The following is a 12,838-nucleotide window of genomic DNA, read 5'->3' as shown; positions in this document are numbered from 1 at the left end:
GCGGCGTTTTTATTCGCTGCGAAACGCATCTGGCTCATGCGGTGCTACAACGCCGACACCCACGTCTCCCACGCGCTCCTTGCCGTGCCGAGGTCGCGTCCGCCGTTGAGTCGCACGAGCAGGGCGTGCGCGTCCTTCGCCACGCTCGGCGCTTCGGAGCCCAAATGGTCGAGCAGCCAACTGGCGTTGTCGTGCAGCAGTGCCGAGGCGAGGGTTGGATGGATCTGCGTCCGCACCAGGACGCGGAACACTTCTCCAATCGCCGACACGTTCGTGCCAGCGAGGAGCGCTCGTAGATCATCGACGGCCGGCGTCCAATCGACCGCGTGCGTCGGCATGGCACCCATCGCGTTGGAGGCCGCGCCACGGACGGCCTCGTGTGGATCTCGCAGCGCATGCGCCAGTGCATGCCACGTGGAGTCGAGCGCGCCGAAGTTGCTCAGCACCACGGCGGCGCTCATGCGATTCACCCAGAAGCCGTCATGCTGCACGGCCCGCATCGCCCGCCGGCGCGCCGTGTCGCCGCGCTGTGTGCGCAAAAAGGCGGTGAGTCGGTTCGCGTCGTCCACCGCCGTGGGCGCCTTGCTCCGTTTCGCAAAATCCGTCGCGACCAATACGCGTGTCGCGCTGTCCCCGTGCTGCAACCAGTTCATGAAGCGTCCCATCCAGACACCGCCGGCGGTGTCGGTGATGGGCACGATCAGCGGCGCATAATCAGGGCGGAGCGACTGGAAGCTGTCGATGGGAACCGCATTCCATCGCACCCGATCGCGCTCCTGCGGCTCCACGAGTTTGATCAGGAGAAACTCGGAGCCAGGTGCGCCGAACCCCTCGTAGGTCATGACCAACGCGTCGGCGAAGCCAAGCTTTTCGCGCAGCGTCGCCATGCAGGCGGCGTCGTGGAGATCCTGGCCGGGCACGTAACGGCGAATGGAGTCGCGCAGCATCGGCAACGTCCAGTGCTTGAGTCCCATCACCTCGACCCGAGCCTTGGGCGCATCATAGCGCGCTTGGGCCGACACTTCCGCCGGGGCGACGGACAAGAAGAACAACAGGGCAATAGAGAATCGCATGCGCTCACTCGGAAAAGGGACGAGCGAGAATATAGCGCCGTGAATGTGAACGGGTGCCCATCTCCCTCCCTATCTCCCCCTGTGCACCTCACGTAGCTTACGGATGAGCCTCGACCGTCGGTTCGTCCCTCTGTCTGCGTCGCCGCCAGCGTTCCGTGAATCCAGGTGTAAACGCGTCCCTCTACGATAGCGCGGCGCAGGTGCGGTGGATTCTCCACCTCGCGTGCGCGGCCACGTTCATGGTCGTGATGACGCTGCTGGCCAACCGGCTCCGGCGCCCGATCATGCAGACGCTCTCTGTCGTGTGGGGTTTGCAGACGCTCGTCGCGGTCAACCTGTTCTGCTACTTCTACTGGCGCGACCTATTCGCCGACTACGCGAGCGTGCGCTTTCTGGGCGTGCTTGCGCTGCACGTGTCGCACTTCGTCATGGCGCCGCTGCTGCGGCACACGCGACAGCTCGTGTCTCAGGGCGAGACCGCCGCGGCGCCATCCTCGCGCACGCTGACCCGCTGGGCCGCGCTCGGGCTGCTCACCACGGTGCTCGATCAGACCGCCAAACACTATTTCCCCGCCGCCGAAACCGCGCTCACGTTCGTGGTGTCGCGCCTCGTGAGTGCGTTCCCGTATGCGTACGCGCTCTGGCCAACGGGCGTCAATGCGTTGGGTACGCTGAGTCCCTCGCGCGAATCGGGCTTCACGTGGCGCGCGCTGCACGTGGCCCTGTTCGCGCGAGTGGCCGCGCTGGCGATCGACCTCGTGGTGCGGGTCGCACCGTGGTCGATTGAAACGGCGGCGATGCTCACGGCCGTGGTGGTCGCGGTAAACTTGATCGCCCTCGTGCTGTTCGGGACGCTGCTGCTGTTCGTAGCCCTCGAGCATGAACGCGCGGTCAGTGTGCGCCAAAGCGCGGAGCTCTATGCGGCCAAGCTGCGCGAGTCGCACTCACGGCGGCTCGAAAGCCTGGGTGGTCTGGCGGGCGGCGTGGCGCACGACTTCAACAACATTCTCACGGTCGTCGTAAGTGCTGCCGACGCGGCCCGTGAGGTCGCCAGTTCACCGGCACTGCTGCAGGCCGAACTCGACGCCATCAGTGAGGCCGGGCGTCAAGGCACGGCGCTTACCCGGCAACTGCTCGACTTCGCGCGGCACAAGCCAATGACGGTGGAGCAGTTCGATCCCGCGGTCGTGTTGGAGCGCATGCGGCCGATTTGCGAACGTGTCCTCACCGCGGCGCGCAGCCTCGAGTTGCAGGTATCCGCAGTGCCGGCGCTAACCATGGACGTGTCGCAGTTCGAACAGGTCGTCCTCAACCTGGTGGTCAACGCGCGCGATGCGATCGACTCCACTGGCTCGGTCATCATCGCATTGTCCGCGGAGACGGTCAGTCGGGCCAGCGCGAGCGCAACGAATCTGGCGGCCGGCTCCTACGTCCGCCTCGCGGTACGTGATAGCGGGTGCGGAATCCCCGCCGACGTACTGCCCCGGATCTTTGATCCGTTCGTCACCACCAAGGAAGCGCGCGGTGGCACCGGCCTCGGGCTCGCCACCGTGCAGCGCGTGGCGCGCGAGAACGGCGGCGATGTGTTCGTCGAGAGTACGCTCGGCGTTGGGACGACGATCGAGGTGTGGCTGTCGGCGACGCCGCCATCCGGAGCCTGACCTTCGCTGTTCCGCGAGATAGTTTGTCGAGTCCCGATGAATTGTCTTCCTCTTGCCGGAGCCACGATGCGACGTCTTGTCACTCTTGCCGGTGCCCTCCTGTTGAGCACCGTCCCTACCGCCGCCGCTCGCGCACAGACGGCGCCGTCCGATTCCACCGGGTTTCGAGCGGGGCAGTGGGGTGCTGAGTTCACGCTCGGCACGGGGAGTGGCGCTGCGAGCGGTGTTGGTGCCTTGCGCTTTTTCTCTGATCGTCGCGCGCTGTTGCTCGATGTGAACGGCCGGCTCACGCGCGCGTCCGGTGACGCGTGGCTCAGAAGCGACGAGTCGTCGCTGAATGTGCGGATCGGTCCGCGCTGGTATCGACCGGTGAAAGGGCACGTGTTGCAATACGTCTCGCTCGGTGTGATCGCGTCACACGATCGCCGCGAGATTCCCGTGTTCTCGAGTTCGCTGGATCCGATGACGCGATCCACCACGAAGTCGTTCGGCGCCGGCGCCTTCGGCGAGGTGGGCGGCAGTTGGATGGTGACGCCGCAGCTCAGTCTGGGTGCCTCGTGGCAAGGCGTGGTTCAGTACGCGCGCCAGACGCAGGACGCGCGCAATCTCGGCGGAGCGATCGTCGTGCCCGCCTCACGCTCGAACGTCTGGAACGCATCGTTCGGCAGTCTCGCGCTGCGCGCGGGCGTGTTCTTCTAGCACGGCATCGAGCACGATGCGCATCCTCGCCATCTCCGGCAGCCTCCGCGCGCGGTCGAGCAATACCGAGTTGCTGCGCGCGGCGGCCCTGGTTTCGCCCACGGTGTTTGCGGTTGAACTGTACGCTGAACTCGGCGCACTCCCGCACTTCAATCCTGACCTCGACCACGAGAGCGCGGTTCCTCCCGACAGCGTGGCCCGCTTGCGCGCGCAGGTGGGGGCCGCCGATGCGGTGTTGATCTCGAGTCCGGAGTACGCGCACGGCGTGCCGGGATCGCTCAAGAATGTACTCGACTGGTTGGTCAGTGCGCCGGAGATGTACCACAAGCCGGTGGGATTGCTGACGGCGTCGGGCGCCTCAGCGCACGGTCCTGCGGCCCTTGAGGAGATCCTGCGCACGATGTCGACGCAAGTGGTGCCGGCGGCCAGCCGCGTGGTCGCGTTGAACGGCCGGCGTCTTGATGCGGCACAGATTCTGGAGGATACAGCATTGACCGACGTGCTCCGCGAAGTGCTGGAAGCGCTGCGCGCGGCCGTGACATCACCGGCGGCACTTGAGAGCAGATCGCCATGAATTCACCGATGAACCCGGCCGACGTCTACGCGTACGTGGTTCGCGCGCGACGTGACCTGTGGGCCGCGCTGGAGCAGGCGCCCGACAAGGTACTCTCGCGACCGTTGCTCGACGGGGCGCGGTTTCACAGCGTCAAGGATCTGGTGTTTCATGTCGCGGCGGTCTGTTCAACCAAGTGATGTTTCACGAGATGCGTCACACCGCGCAGATCTGCATGCTCTTGCGTATGCAGGGATTTACGCCAGCATCACTCGATCTGTTGTTCTACCTGCCGAGGATGTAGCGCGCGCTACTCAGCGCCATGGGGAAGCGTTGGGCTCTCGAGTTTCAGCTCTTCCCATCCCGCCGCGCCAAGGCGACGCATGGTTTCGAGGTTGCGCCGGTAGATGTTGTGCGCGTCGGGGTACACGGCGATCGCGCGACTTACGCTGGCTTCACGCAACAGCTGCAGCATGGGATACGGCGAGCGATTGGTGAAGTTCGTGATGTCGTGCATCGACGTGCCGGCGAACTGATAGGCCGGGTGAAAGCTCGCGATTTGCACCACGCCGCGCAGTCCCATGGCCTCCACGGCATCATTGGCCACGGCGAGAAAGTCATTGAAGTCGAGAAAATCATTGAGCACCATCGGGTGGATGAGCAGCGTGGTATCCACCACGGTGGCATCCGTCTGCGACAGCGCACGCAGCTCGATGTCGAGGGCGTCGCGCAGTTCCCCCGTGGTCTTCGCCAGGCTGACCGTGATGCGAATCTGTTCTTTCAGATAGACCGCGTTCGCAAACGGACAGAGCTGCAGCCCAATCACCGCTCGTTCCAACCAGGAACGAGTGGCGTCGGACACAACCGTGCGAAGATCCACAGGAGTGGAGCTCACTTACATCGCGCTTATCTTTTTCTGCAGCTCGAGCGCACGGTCGAGATGCTTCTGAATCACCGGCGCCGCCGTGGTGATGAGATCCTTCAGCTCCTGATTCTGTGCGATCCCGAGGGCCTTGGTGGCCGTTTCAAGTACGGCCTGATGGTAGGTCACTTCGTAGTCGATGTACGCCTTGTCCCACGCCGCACCCTTCGCGGTGGACTCGAGCACCGACATCTCCTGCGCGGCCATCGCCTCACTCTGATCGCCAGCGGGCGCCATCGGCGTCACCGAGAGCTTTTTGGCGAGGTCGAGTCCGGCAGTCCTGAGGCCATGATGTTCCCCAACCATCATCTTTCCAAAGTCCTGCACGTCCTTGCTCGTGGCCTTCGTCTTCGCCAGGGCGCCACGGGCACTATCAGACGCGCTCGCCTGATCAAGGATGTACACGATGTTCGGATCGGTGAGCGGTGCCGCCTCGGCCGGGGCCATGGCGGTGGTATCCGCTGCCATGGCCGTTGTGTCGGCCATGGTATTCTCGGCCTTTTTCTCGCCACAGGCGGCGACGACGGCCAGCGTGGACAGCAGGAAGGTGGTACGGGCGATTAGCGACATAGGCTCGATTCCTTATGTGTTCGGTGAGGGCATTCCGTTCCGCACTGGAACGGGAACCCGAAGGCCAGACTCAGCCGTAAGCGACTTAGTCAGCCGGTGTATCGAGTCCATGCGTTGCAAACCTCGATCCATCGCATCAGGGCGGGAGCGGTACGCGGATCACCAACGTGGCAAGTGAAACAGTTCGCAAGATACTTGAGCGCTGCGCGTGAAAGCGGCGATGTTTCACCGGTCGCGCGTTCCCGCTTCCTTACGGAGTATGTCGTCCCATGTCGCTTCGCGTGCGAGTCGTGGTCAGTCTGGCCTTCTTCGTCGCTGCACTGCCCGGGCAGCCACCCACGGTAAACGTCGCGCGTCTCGGCTGGATGGCCGGATGCTGGGAGCAGCGATCGGGGGGCACCATCACGCACGAAACGTGGATGGCACCGGCGGGGGGCGCGATGGTGGGCATGAGTCGCACCGTGGGCGGAGGAGCGATGCGCGCGTGGGAATCGCTGCGCATCGTGACCGACAGTGGACGCCTTGCATATGTGGCGCAGCCCAACGGGCGGGCGCCCACGGCATTCCCCGCCGTGATGACATCAGATACCCTGGCGGTCTTCGAAAATCCGACGCACGACTTTCCGCAGCGAATCGCCTATCGCCGGTTGTCCGCCGACTCCATCGTGGCGCGCATTTCGGCAGTGCGCGATGGCAAGACGCGCGGCATGGACATTCGCATGAAGCGGGTGAGCTGCGGCGGGTAGGGGGCGCTACTCGCCGGCCGGCGAAGTGGGCGTTGCGGGCTCTTTCGGCGTCTTCCGCGGGTGCGCGGCCGAGTGCAGGTACAGGGACTCGACCTTGGCGCGCGCCCAAGGAGTTTTACGCAGGAACTTGAGCGAGGAATTCACGCTCGGTTCGTGGGTGAAGCAGCGGATGTCGATGCGATCGCCGAGTCCATCCCATCCGTACCGCTCGACGAGATGCTCAACCATCGCCTTGAGGGTGACGCCGTGCAGGGGGTCGACGGGGCGCGGCTCTGTCATCGGCGCGGGAAGTATGTGAAGGGCACTGAATCATGGACGATCGCCTGATCACGGAATCTAGTCGATGCCGACGCATGCGCCGGGAGACACGGTGCTAACTGCCCGCCAAGCATGCCACGCAGAGCGTCGCCTCCGGCACGACCATGAGGCGTCCGTAGGGAATGTCCTGGTAGCATCGTTCGCAGGCACCGTAGGTGCCGGCCCCGATGCGATCGAGCGCCGCCACGAGCGCGTCGCGGCGAGCAGCCGTCTCGGTATGTACTCCTACCGCGATTTCCTTCGGATCGAAGTCGGCCAGCGCGAGCGCGCGATCAAGCCGCGCACGCTCGGTATTCAATTCGCTCACGAGCCAGCGGAGTTCGGTCGTCGAAAGGGTGTGCAGGGTCTTCATGGACGTGTCCTCAGAGCACGAGTGTAGGCTCGTGAGTGGTTGTCGGATAAGAGAAACCCCGCAGCGCTCGGATTGCGCAGGCGGGGTGGGTGGCGTGGCAGCACGTCGTTGTGCCGAACACACGGTTCGGCACAGGGCTGGACCTACGCAGACCCATCCAGGATCCGGTCACCGCATCGACGCGCGTACACACGCGGCTCGGTCGCGCCTCGCGACGACGCGTCGGCTCGGGTCAGAGTGAGTGTGGGCATCCGTTTTTGTACCCGCCTTCACCAGGATGTTCCACCGCGACCGCGCTAGTAGCGCACCCGCAGCGTGGCGCCGGCGCGAAGGGCCGTCCACCGATCGCCCTGGTATCGCTGCACGACATCGATGAGTCGTTGCCCGCGAATGCCGCGCGCTACTCGCTCCTCCTTTTCGGGCGACCGGAAGAAGTCTTCCCAATGCCCGAGCAGCACGTGCTGCGGCGCGAGGCTGGCGAGCAGGATGTCGGGATACGACGGTTCCTGATCGAAGTTGGCAGCCGTGATCACCACGACCGTGGTTCGCGCCGACGGCATGGTGCCGATCACACGCACAGCCCGCCGCACCACTTCGGGTGACGCGCCGGCGTCGTGGACCACGATACGACTGCCGACGTGGCCATCGCGATCGAGCAGATCAATCGCGTAGGCATACACGCGCCCGAGCTTCCATCCGAAAAGGCCGCGCGGAAGCGTCGACCTAGCCGATTCGACCGTGCCGCGGGCGATGACATGCGTGCCGAAGTTCGGTGCATGTTCCCACGCGATCGCACGCACGCGCACCATGTCGCCCACGGGGATGTCGCGTCCGGGTTGATCGGCGGTCACGCCGGCCAGCGAGTCCACCGATACCAGGCGCGATGGCGCCTGAGATGCACCGCGAAACTCCGGTACGGCGTTGAGCGTGTTCACCACGGAGCGACTGCCGTAGACCACGGCGTTGGGCAGAGCGCGCGCGAGCGGCGGCAGGTCCATGACATGATCGTAGTGTCCGTGGCCCACGAGCACGGCGCGCACGCGCGACAGGCGCTCGGGCCCCGCCGCGGGGAGGTCACGCAACCGCCGGGCAATGCGCGCGTCGTTCGAGGACGAACCGAACAGCCAGTTGCCGAACACCGTCCACCAGAGGGTGGGGTTGGTGTACGACGGCGGCGTCATCACGAGCTGCGTACTGTCGCGCCATGGGATGAACAGAAATCCGCTGACCCCCATGGCCACCATGTCGACGGAGTCGTGACAACTGGCGGTGGTTGCGCACTCGCCGACGGCCTTGATCTGCGACGCGGCGACCGGGCGAACGGGAGCGGGATCGCCTGTGCGCACCCAGTGGCAGGCGGCGAGACTGGCGCAGGCGGTCAGCATCGCCAGCCCGCGGCCGAGCGGCCCCGGGCGCCGCCGAAGGGACTGCCGCTGCCAGGTGAGTGCGGTGCTTGACCACGAATGCTTCACCGCCGTAGTCTGTGACAGGACGAGTGCCACTTCAATGGGCGGAACTGATGAAAGCACGCTTGACCTTGCCATACCGTTGGGCCGCGATCGCAATGATGCTGGCCGGCCTGTCTCGTTCGGCCGCCGCCTGCTCGCTGGTGGCGCCATGGGAGATCAACGATGCGTTGATGATCGCGTTCATCGGCTCGCCTTTAGCCGACACGGTCCTGGCAGGCGATGGATCACATCGTCCGATCGTGGCCACGGGGCATTCCGGCGCCGGTGCGTCGCGCGTGGCGTATGGACAGCGCGTTCGAGTCGACCGCGTGGGCAATCGAGCGCGCGCTGCTTTGCCTCGCGATACGCGCGAGGTGGTGCTGGTGCCTTGGGACTATGCGGCCGACTGTCGTCCGGTGGCATGGAGTCGAAGTGCCCGGTGGCTCCCCGATTCGCTGAGCGGACTATTTCGCGCACGGTTGCGTCCGCGGGCCGAGTGGGCGCGAGGCATTCCCACCTTCGACATCACCGGCGCGCACTTTCAGCCGTACCGCGATGCGCCGCGAGGAGTTGGTGTGCATTCCCGTGAGCCGCGTTTGAGCGCGCAAGCATTGCTGTCGTTCTACGATGCGTTGCCATCTTGGGGTCGAGAGCCGGACACTGTAGCGGCGCGTGACTGGATCAACCGCATCAGGGCCGATACCGCCTTGGCAGGCCGCTACCCAGTCACGTCGTTTATCGGTCGCGCCGGCGAGGAGTTCGAGATCGCGCGGGCACGCTCGCTACGAATCCCGATCTCCGGCACATTCCGACTGGACGTACTAGTCGATGGCCTGGCGTCGCGCACGATGTTCCTGCGCGTGGGATCGACCGTGGCGAGCATGGACTACCCTCAGCGCGATTCGTCGGACAACACGCTCGAGGCGCCATTGCCCGAGGGGTACGCGGCGGATGCCGCCGCCGCGACTGCAGTGTCACACTTGGCGCTGAGTTGTCATGATGTTCGCGGTGCGGCGGTTTCGTACGTGAATGTCGCGTGGCACTCGCGTACTCCCGCGAACGGTGTTGGCGAGTGGCAGGTCGGCATCGATCCGGGACTCGTCGACGTCATTCTCTCACAGGAGGAGCGCGATCGCTTGGGTGTGCATCGAGGATCGGCGGCGAAGGCGGCGAATGATCCGCTGCTCTTCTCGGTTACTCGCCCGCTGCGCGTCGTGCAGGGCGCGACGGGCCCCCTTCGCATCGAGGGCGTCATGTCGGTTCCGCTTCTGGGAGTAGTCCAGGTTCGCGGTGAGCGGATCTCACGGGAGGCGCTGCCCTGTTCAAACCGGTGGGGTGAGGGGTAGGTCTTGTTGCACGGCGCACTCTGCCGCTTCATGTTTTCGAAGTCTGTTGAATCACCGCGCGATGTTGCCTTTCCGATGGAGTAACGATGCAGCGTATTCAGGTGCAGGGTGTCCACCACATCACCCTCGTCGGCTCCACACGACAGTCCGCCATCGACTTCTGGCAGGGCGTTCTCGGGATGCCGTTCCTCTTCGAGCAGCCCAATCTGGGGCTCGAGTCGGAGAATCATCTGTACTTCGATCCTGGTGACGGACGTCTGCTCACCGTGTTCACCAACGACGCGCATCCGGACGCAGGCCGTGCGGCGCCGCGCGAGGTGGGCTGTGTGGAGCACATCGCGTTCAACGTGTCGCGCGCTTCCTTTCAGCAGGCGCCGGCGCGACTCGAACAGCGTGGAATCTCGTTCACGCAGCGTGACCGCGGCTTCATGGACTCCATCTATCTGCGCGATCCCAACGGACTGAAGGTCGAACTCGCGTGCTACAAGTTCGAGACGCCCAGTGGCTTCCGGGATGCCGACGTGCTGATGGCGGCCTACCGGCTGCGGATTGCCCGGGGCGATCATCACATCGATGCGAGCCATGTGGCTGACGCGATCGAGCAGCTGATCGCGACGCGGGATCGGCTGGAATGACGGGCGCGCGGCTTCGGGCGCGGCGCGTGGTGACGGCTATGCTCATAGTTGGGTCGTTGTCGGCGTGCACGACCTGGGGCACGTCTACGCGTCGTCCGAATGAGGCGCTGCAGCCAGTAGCGGGCAAGCGCGTTGGCCGCATGCTAGTTCGCCTGGCCGATGGCAAGGAACAGGAGCTGTGGAATGTCCGGATAGGCGCAGACAGCCTGGTGGGGATTCAGCTCAACAAGGACGGCACGCGCGAACGGGTGGCGGTGGCGCGTGCCGACCTCGGTCAGGTCACACTGCGAAAATTCGACGGCCGCAAAACGGTGGCTTGGGTCGCCGGCGTGACCATCTCAGTCGTGCTGCTAGCGGGCAGCCTCCTCTATTTCGGATTGCGCTCAAGCTATATCACCTGACCGGCTTCCTAGGCGAAACGATCCGCCCCGCCACGCCGTACGGTCCTCACAGCCCTGACGAACCCCGCGCACGGCGATAGACTCCCTCTATCGCCGCGCCGCATGCTCTCTCCTCCCGTCACCCGCGAATCCGAATGCACGCTCTTCCCACACGCGCCCTGCTGGCCGTTGCCGCCGCGACGGCCTTTGCCGCCTGCGCTCCACGAAAGCCGGTCACCGCGCCGTCGCCCGCCAGGGACCCCCGGAACAACCTCAAGGCCGGTCTCTTCGACGCGGCCGAGTACACCTCGAACCTGAAGGTCGTGGCGAAGGCCGTGTCGCCCAAGGGGTTCCTCGGCGAGACCAACTCCGATCTGGCCTTCACCGGTAACTACGTCATTCAGGGCAATTACAATGGCCCGGTGGTGTGGGACATCAGCAACCCGTCGGCGCCGAAGCTCGTGGTGGCCTACGAGTGCCCGGCGTCGCAGAACGACGTCAGCGTGTACAAGAACCTGATGTTCATGTCGGCCGAAGCAATGAACGGCCGCATCGACTGCAAGCCGGGCGGCGTGAAGGACGTGATCAGCAAGGACCGACTGCGCGGCGTGCGCATCTTCGACATCACGAACATCCGTGAGCCGAAACTGGTGGCCAACGTGCAGACATGCCGCGGTTCGCACACGCACACGGTGCTCGAAGATCCGAAAGACAAGAACAACGTATACATCTACGTGTCGGGTTCGTCGGGCATTCGTCCGGCGGGCGAGCTGGCCGAGTGCGTGGCCGCGCCGAGCGGTGAAGCGAACTCCTCGCGGTTGCGCATCGAAATCATCAAGGTGCCCCTCGCGAACCCCGCGGCGGCAGCCGTCGTCGGCCGCGCGAATATCTTCGCCGGCCTTGGCGCCGCCAAGAGCCATGGTGCGTCAGCCGCCGACAAGGCCGACATGGATGCCGCCAAGGCCAAGGGCGCGTTCACCATCATGATTCCGGCGATGAACGAGGAAGTGATTCTACCGAATCAGTTCATCAAGCCGGTGATCGACAGCATCGTGAAGGCGCGCGGCGCGACCGTCGCGACCGCGGCCGACACGGCGGCGGCGCGTCCGATCGTGAACACGAACGTCATGCGCATTCTCTCTGCGCAGGGCATGGACAAGCCTCAGCCAGTGGCCACGGCCGTGAGCGAAGGGTCGCAGTGCCACGACATCACCGTGTACCCGGCACTCGGCCTGGCCGGCGGTGCTTGTGAAGGACACGGCATCCTGCTCGACATCAGCAACCCGGTGTCGCCGGTGCGCCTCGATGCCGTGGCCGACTCGAACTTCGCCTACTGGCATTCGGCCACGTTCAATAACGACGGCACGAAGATGCTGTTCAGCGACGAGTGGGGCGGTGGTGGTTCACCGAAGTGCCGTCCGCTCGACAAGCCGGAGTGGGGCGCGAACGCGATCTTCAACATCGTGAACAAGAAGCTGGTGTTTCAGAGCTACTACAAGATTCCGACGTACCAGACCAAGAACGAAAACTGCGTGGCGCACAACGGCTCGTTGATTCCGATCCCGGGCCGCGATGTGATGGTGCAGTCGTGGTACCAGGGCGGCATCTCGGTGTTCGACTGGACCGACGCGGCGCACCCGAAGGAGATCGCCAGCTTCGACCGTGGTCCGGTGGACAGCACGCGCATGGAGATGGGCGGCTCGTGGTCGGTGTACTGGTACAACGGCAACATCGTGAGCTCGGAAATTGCGCGCGGTATGGACGTGGCGCAGCTGGTGCCGAGCGAGTTCATCTCTCAGAACGAGATCGATGCGGCCAATACGGTGAAGTGGGATTACCTGAACGCGCAGGGACAGCCGAAGATCTCGTGGCCGCCCAGCTTTGCGCTGGCGAAGGCGTTTACCGATCAGCTCGAGCGCAAGGGATGTGTGGCGCCGGCCAAGATCGGTGACATCCGCGCGCAGATTGCGAACGCCGAAAAGGTGAACGGTGCCGCGCGAAACAGCGCGCTCGCCAAGCTCGTGACGGACGTCGAGGGAAGCCGCAGCTGTGATCCGGCCAAGGTCGACATGCTGAAGAAGGCGCTGCAGGATCTGCAAGCGCTGGCGATGTAACTGAGATCACCGATGGACCGC

15 protein-coding genes are annotated in these 12,838 nt (G+C 64.8%); 9 read left to right on the top strand and 6 right to left on the bottom strand.

The window, feature by feature from the left end; genetic code table 11:
• Positions 1–44 precede the first annotated feature (44 nt).
• A complete protein-coding gene (locus HKW67_RS10145; RefSeq protein WP_171225275.1) occupies positions 45–1,073 on the bottom strand; it encodes a P-II family nitrogen regulator in 1,029 nt (342 codons plus the stop codon).
• Positions 1,074–1,228: 155 nt separating this feature from the next.
• On the opposite strand from HKW67_RS10145, the gene HKW67_RS10140 reads away from it, so the two are divergent.
• The 4 genes from HKW67_RS10140 (at position 1,229) to HKW67_RS22295 (ending at position 4,186) form a co-directional block, all read left to right on the top strand.
• Positions 1,229–2,734 carry a sensor histidine kinase gene (locus HKW67_RS10140; RefSeq protein ID WP_171225274.1) on the top strand — a complete coding sequence of 502 codons (1,506 nt, stop codon included), beginning with the start codon at positions 1,229–1,231 and terminating at the stop codon, positions 2,732–2,734.
• A 66-nt stretch (positions 2,735–2,800) separates the two neighbouring features.
• Positions 2,801–3,433 carry a hypothetical protein gene (locus HKW67_RS10135; protein ID WP_171225273.1) on the top strand — a complete coding sequence of 211 codons (633 nt, stop codon included), beginning with the start codon at positions 2,801–2,803 and terminating at the stop codon, positions 3,431–3,433.
• Positions 3,434–3,449: 16 nt separating this feature from the next.
• On the top strand, positions 3,450–4,007 hold the full coding sequence (locus tag HKW67_RS10130) for an NADPH-dependent FMN reductase (protein WP_171225272.1): 558 nt from the start codon (positions 3,450–3,452) through the stop codon (positions 4,005–4,007).
• Complete coding sequence (locus tag HKW67_RS22295) at positions 4,004–4,186, top strand: DinB family protein (protein WP_206044677.1); 183 nt, start codon at positions 4,004–4,006, stop codon at positions 4,184–4,186. The genes HKW67_RS10130 and HKW67_RS22295 overlap by 4 nt, the downstream gene beginning before the upstream one ends.
• 110 nt (positions 4,187–4,296) lie before the next feature.
• Here the strand turns inward: HKW67_RS22295 and HKW67_RS10120 are convergent, their stop codons facing one another.
• Positions 4,297–4,848 (bottom strand): DUF1415 domain-containing protein, encoded by a 552-nt coding sequence (locus tag HKW67_RS10120; RefSeq protein WP_269141382.1) that lies wholly within the window; start codon positions 4,846–4,848, stop codon positions 4,297–4,299.
• Positions 4,849–4,881: 33 nt separating this feature from the next.
• The gene (locus HKW67_RS10115) at positions 4,882–5,478 is read right to left on the bottom strand and encodes a DUF4142 domain-containing protein (RefSeq protein ID WP_171225270.1); all 597 of its coding nucleotides are present in this window, start codon (positions 5,476–5,478) and stop codon (positions 4,882–4,884) included.
• A 269-nt stretch (positions 5,479–5,747) separates the two neighbouring features.
• Between HKW67_RS10115 and HKW67_RS10110 the strand changes: the two genes are divergently transcribed.
• Positions 5,748–6,224 (top strand): DUF6265 family protein, encoded by a 477-nt coding sequence (locus HKW67_RS10110; protein WP_171225269.1) that lies wholly within the window; start codon positions 5,748–5,750, stop codon positions 6,222–6,224.
• Between the two features lie 6 nt (positions 6,225–6,230).
• On the opposite strand, the gene HKW67_RS10105 is transcribed toward HKW67_RS10110, so the two are convergent.
• The 3 genes from HKW67_RS10105 to HKW67_RS10095 all read right to left on the bottom strand — a co-directional run bounded on the left by HKW67_RS10105 (position 6,231) and on the right by HKW67_RS10095 (position 8,423).
• The gene (locus HKW67_RS10105; RefSeq protein WP_171225268.1) at positions 6,231–6,503 is read right to left on the bottom strand and encodes a VF530 family protein; all 273 of its coding nucleotides are present in this window, start codon (positions 6,501–6,503) and stop codon (positions 6,231–6,233) included.
• A 94-nt stretch (positions 6,504–6,597) separates the two neighbouring features.
• Positions 6,598–6,894, bottom strand: a complete 297-nt coding sequence (locus HKW67_RS10100) for a TraR/DksA family transcriptional regulator (protein ID WP_171225267.1) — start codon at positions 6,892–6,894, stop codon at positions 6,598–6,600.
• Between the two features lie 296 nt (positions 6,895–7,190).
• The gene (locus HKW67_RS10095; protein WP_171225266.1) at positions 7,191–8,423 is read right to left on the bottom strand and encodes an MBL fold metallo-hydrolase; all 1,233 of its coding nucleotides are present in this window, start codon (positions 8,421–8,423) and stop codon (positions 7,191–7,193) included.
• On the opposite strand from HKW67_RS10095, the gene HKW67_RS10090 reads away from it, so the two are divergent.
• From HKW67_RS10090 to HKW67_RS10075, 4 genes are all read left to right on the top strand, one after another.
• Positions 8,414–9,688: a hypothetical protein gene (locus HKW67_RS10090; RefSeq protein WP_171225265.1), complete on the top strand. Its 1,275-nt coding sequence runs from the start codon at positions 8,414–8,416 to the stop codon at positions 9,686–9,688. The two genes, HKW67_RS10095 and HKW67_RS10090, sit on opposite strands and share 10 nt — an antisense overlap.
• Before the next feature lie 86 nt (positions 9,689–9,774).
• Positions 9,775–10,323: a VOC family protein gene (locus tag HKW67_RS10085; protein WP_171225264.1), complete on the top strand. Its 549-nt coding sequence runs from the start codon at positions 9,775–9,777 to the stop codon at positions 10,321–10,323.
• A 140-nt stretch (positions 10,324–10,463) separates the two neighbouring features.
• A complete protein-coding gene (locus HKW67_RS10080) occupies positions 10,464–10,724 on the top strand; it encodes a hypothetical protein (RefSeq protein ID WP_171225263.1) in 261 nt (86 codons plus the stop codon).
• A 134-nt stretch (positions 10,725–10,858) separates the two neighbouring features.
• Positions 10,859–12,817: an LVIVD repeat-containing protein gene (locus HKW67_RS10075; protein ID WP_171225262.1), complete on the top strand. Its 1,959-nt coding sequence runs from the start codon at positions 10,859–10,861 to the stop codon at positions 12,815–12,817.
• Positions 12,818–12,838 lie beyond the last annotated feature (21 nt).

Origin of the sequence: Gemmatimonas groenlandica (assembly GCF_013004105.1) — a bacterium.
Taxonomy (GTDB): Bacteria; Gemmatimonadota; Gemmatimonadetes; order Gemmatimonadales; family Gemmatimonadaceae; genus Gemmatimonas; species Gemmatimonas groenlandica.
The sequence above is the reverse complement of the archived record's forward strand: the minus strand, read 5'-3'. Positions and strand labels throughout refer to the sequence as shown.

Bases quoted from the DNA above. Each gene is read 5' to 3' on its own strand.
- HKW67_RS10145 (WP_171225275.1), bottom strand. From the start codon at position 1,073: ATGCGATTCTCTATTGCCCTGTTGTTCTTCTTGTCCGTCGCCCCGGCG.
- HKW67_RS10135 (WP_171225273.1), top strand. From the start codon at position 2,801: ATGCGACGTCTTGTCACTCTTGCCGGTGCCCTCCTGTTGAGCACCGTC.
- HKW67_RS10130 (WP_171225272.1), top strand. From the start codon at position 3,450: ATGCGCATCCTCGCCATCTCCGGCAGCCTCCGCGCGCGGTCGAGCAAT.
- HKW67_RS22295 (WP_206044677.1), top strand. From the start codon at position 4,004: ATGAATTCACCGATGAACCCGGCCGACGTCTACGCGTACGTGGTTCGC.
- HKW67_RS10115 (WP_171225270.1), bottom strand. From the start codon at position 5,478: ATGTCGCTAATCGCCCGTACCACCTTCCTGCTGTCCACGCTGGCCGTC.
- HKW67_RS10110 (WP_171225269.1), top strand. From the start codon at position 5,748: ATGTCGCTTCGCGTGCGAGTCGTGGTCAGTCTGGCCTTCTTCGTCGCT.
- HKW67_RS10105 (WP_171225268.1), bottom strand. From the start codon at position 6,503: ATGACAGAGCCGCGCCCCGTCGACCCCCTGCACGGCGTCACCCTCAAG.
- HKW67_RS10100 (WP_171225267.1), bottom strand. From the start codon at position 6,894: ATGAAGACCCTGCACACCCTTTCGACGACCGAACTCCGCTGGCTCGTG.
- HKW67_RS10090 (WP_171225265.1), top strand. From the start codon at position 8,414: ATGAAAGCACGCTTGACCTTGCCATACCGTTGGGCCGCGATCGCAATG.
- HKW67_RS10085 (WP_171225264.1), top strand. From the start codon at position 9,775: ATGCAGCGTATTCAGGTGCAGGGTGTCCACCACATCACCCTCGTCGGC.
- HKW67_RS10080 (WP_171225263.1), top strand. From the start codon at position 10,464: ATGCTAGTTCGCCTGGCCGATGGCAAGGAACAGGAGCTGTGGAATGTC.
- HKW67_RS10075 (WP_171225262.1), top strand. From the start codon at position 10,859: ATGCACGCTCTTCCCACACGCGCCCTGCTGGCCGTTGCCGCCGCGACG.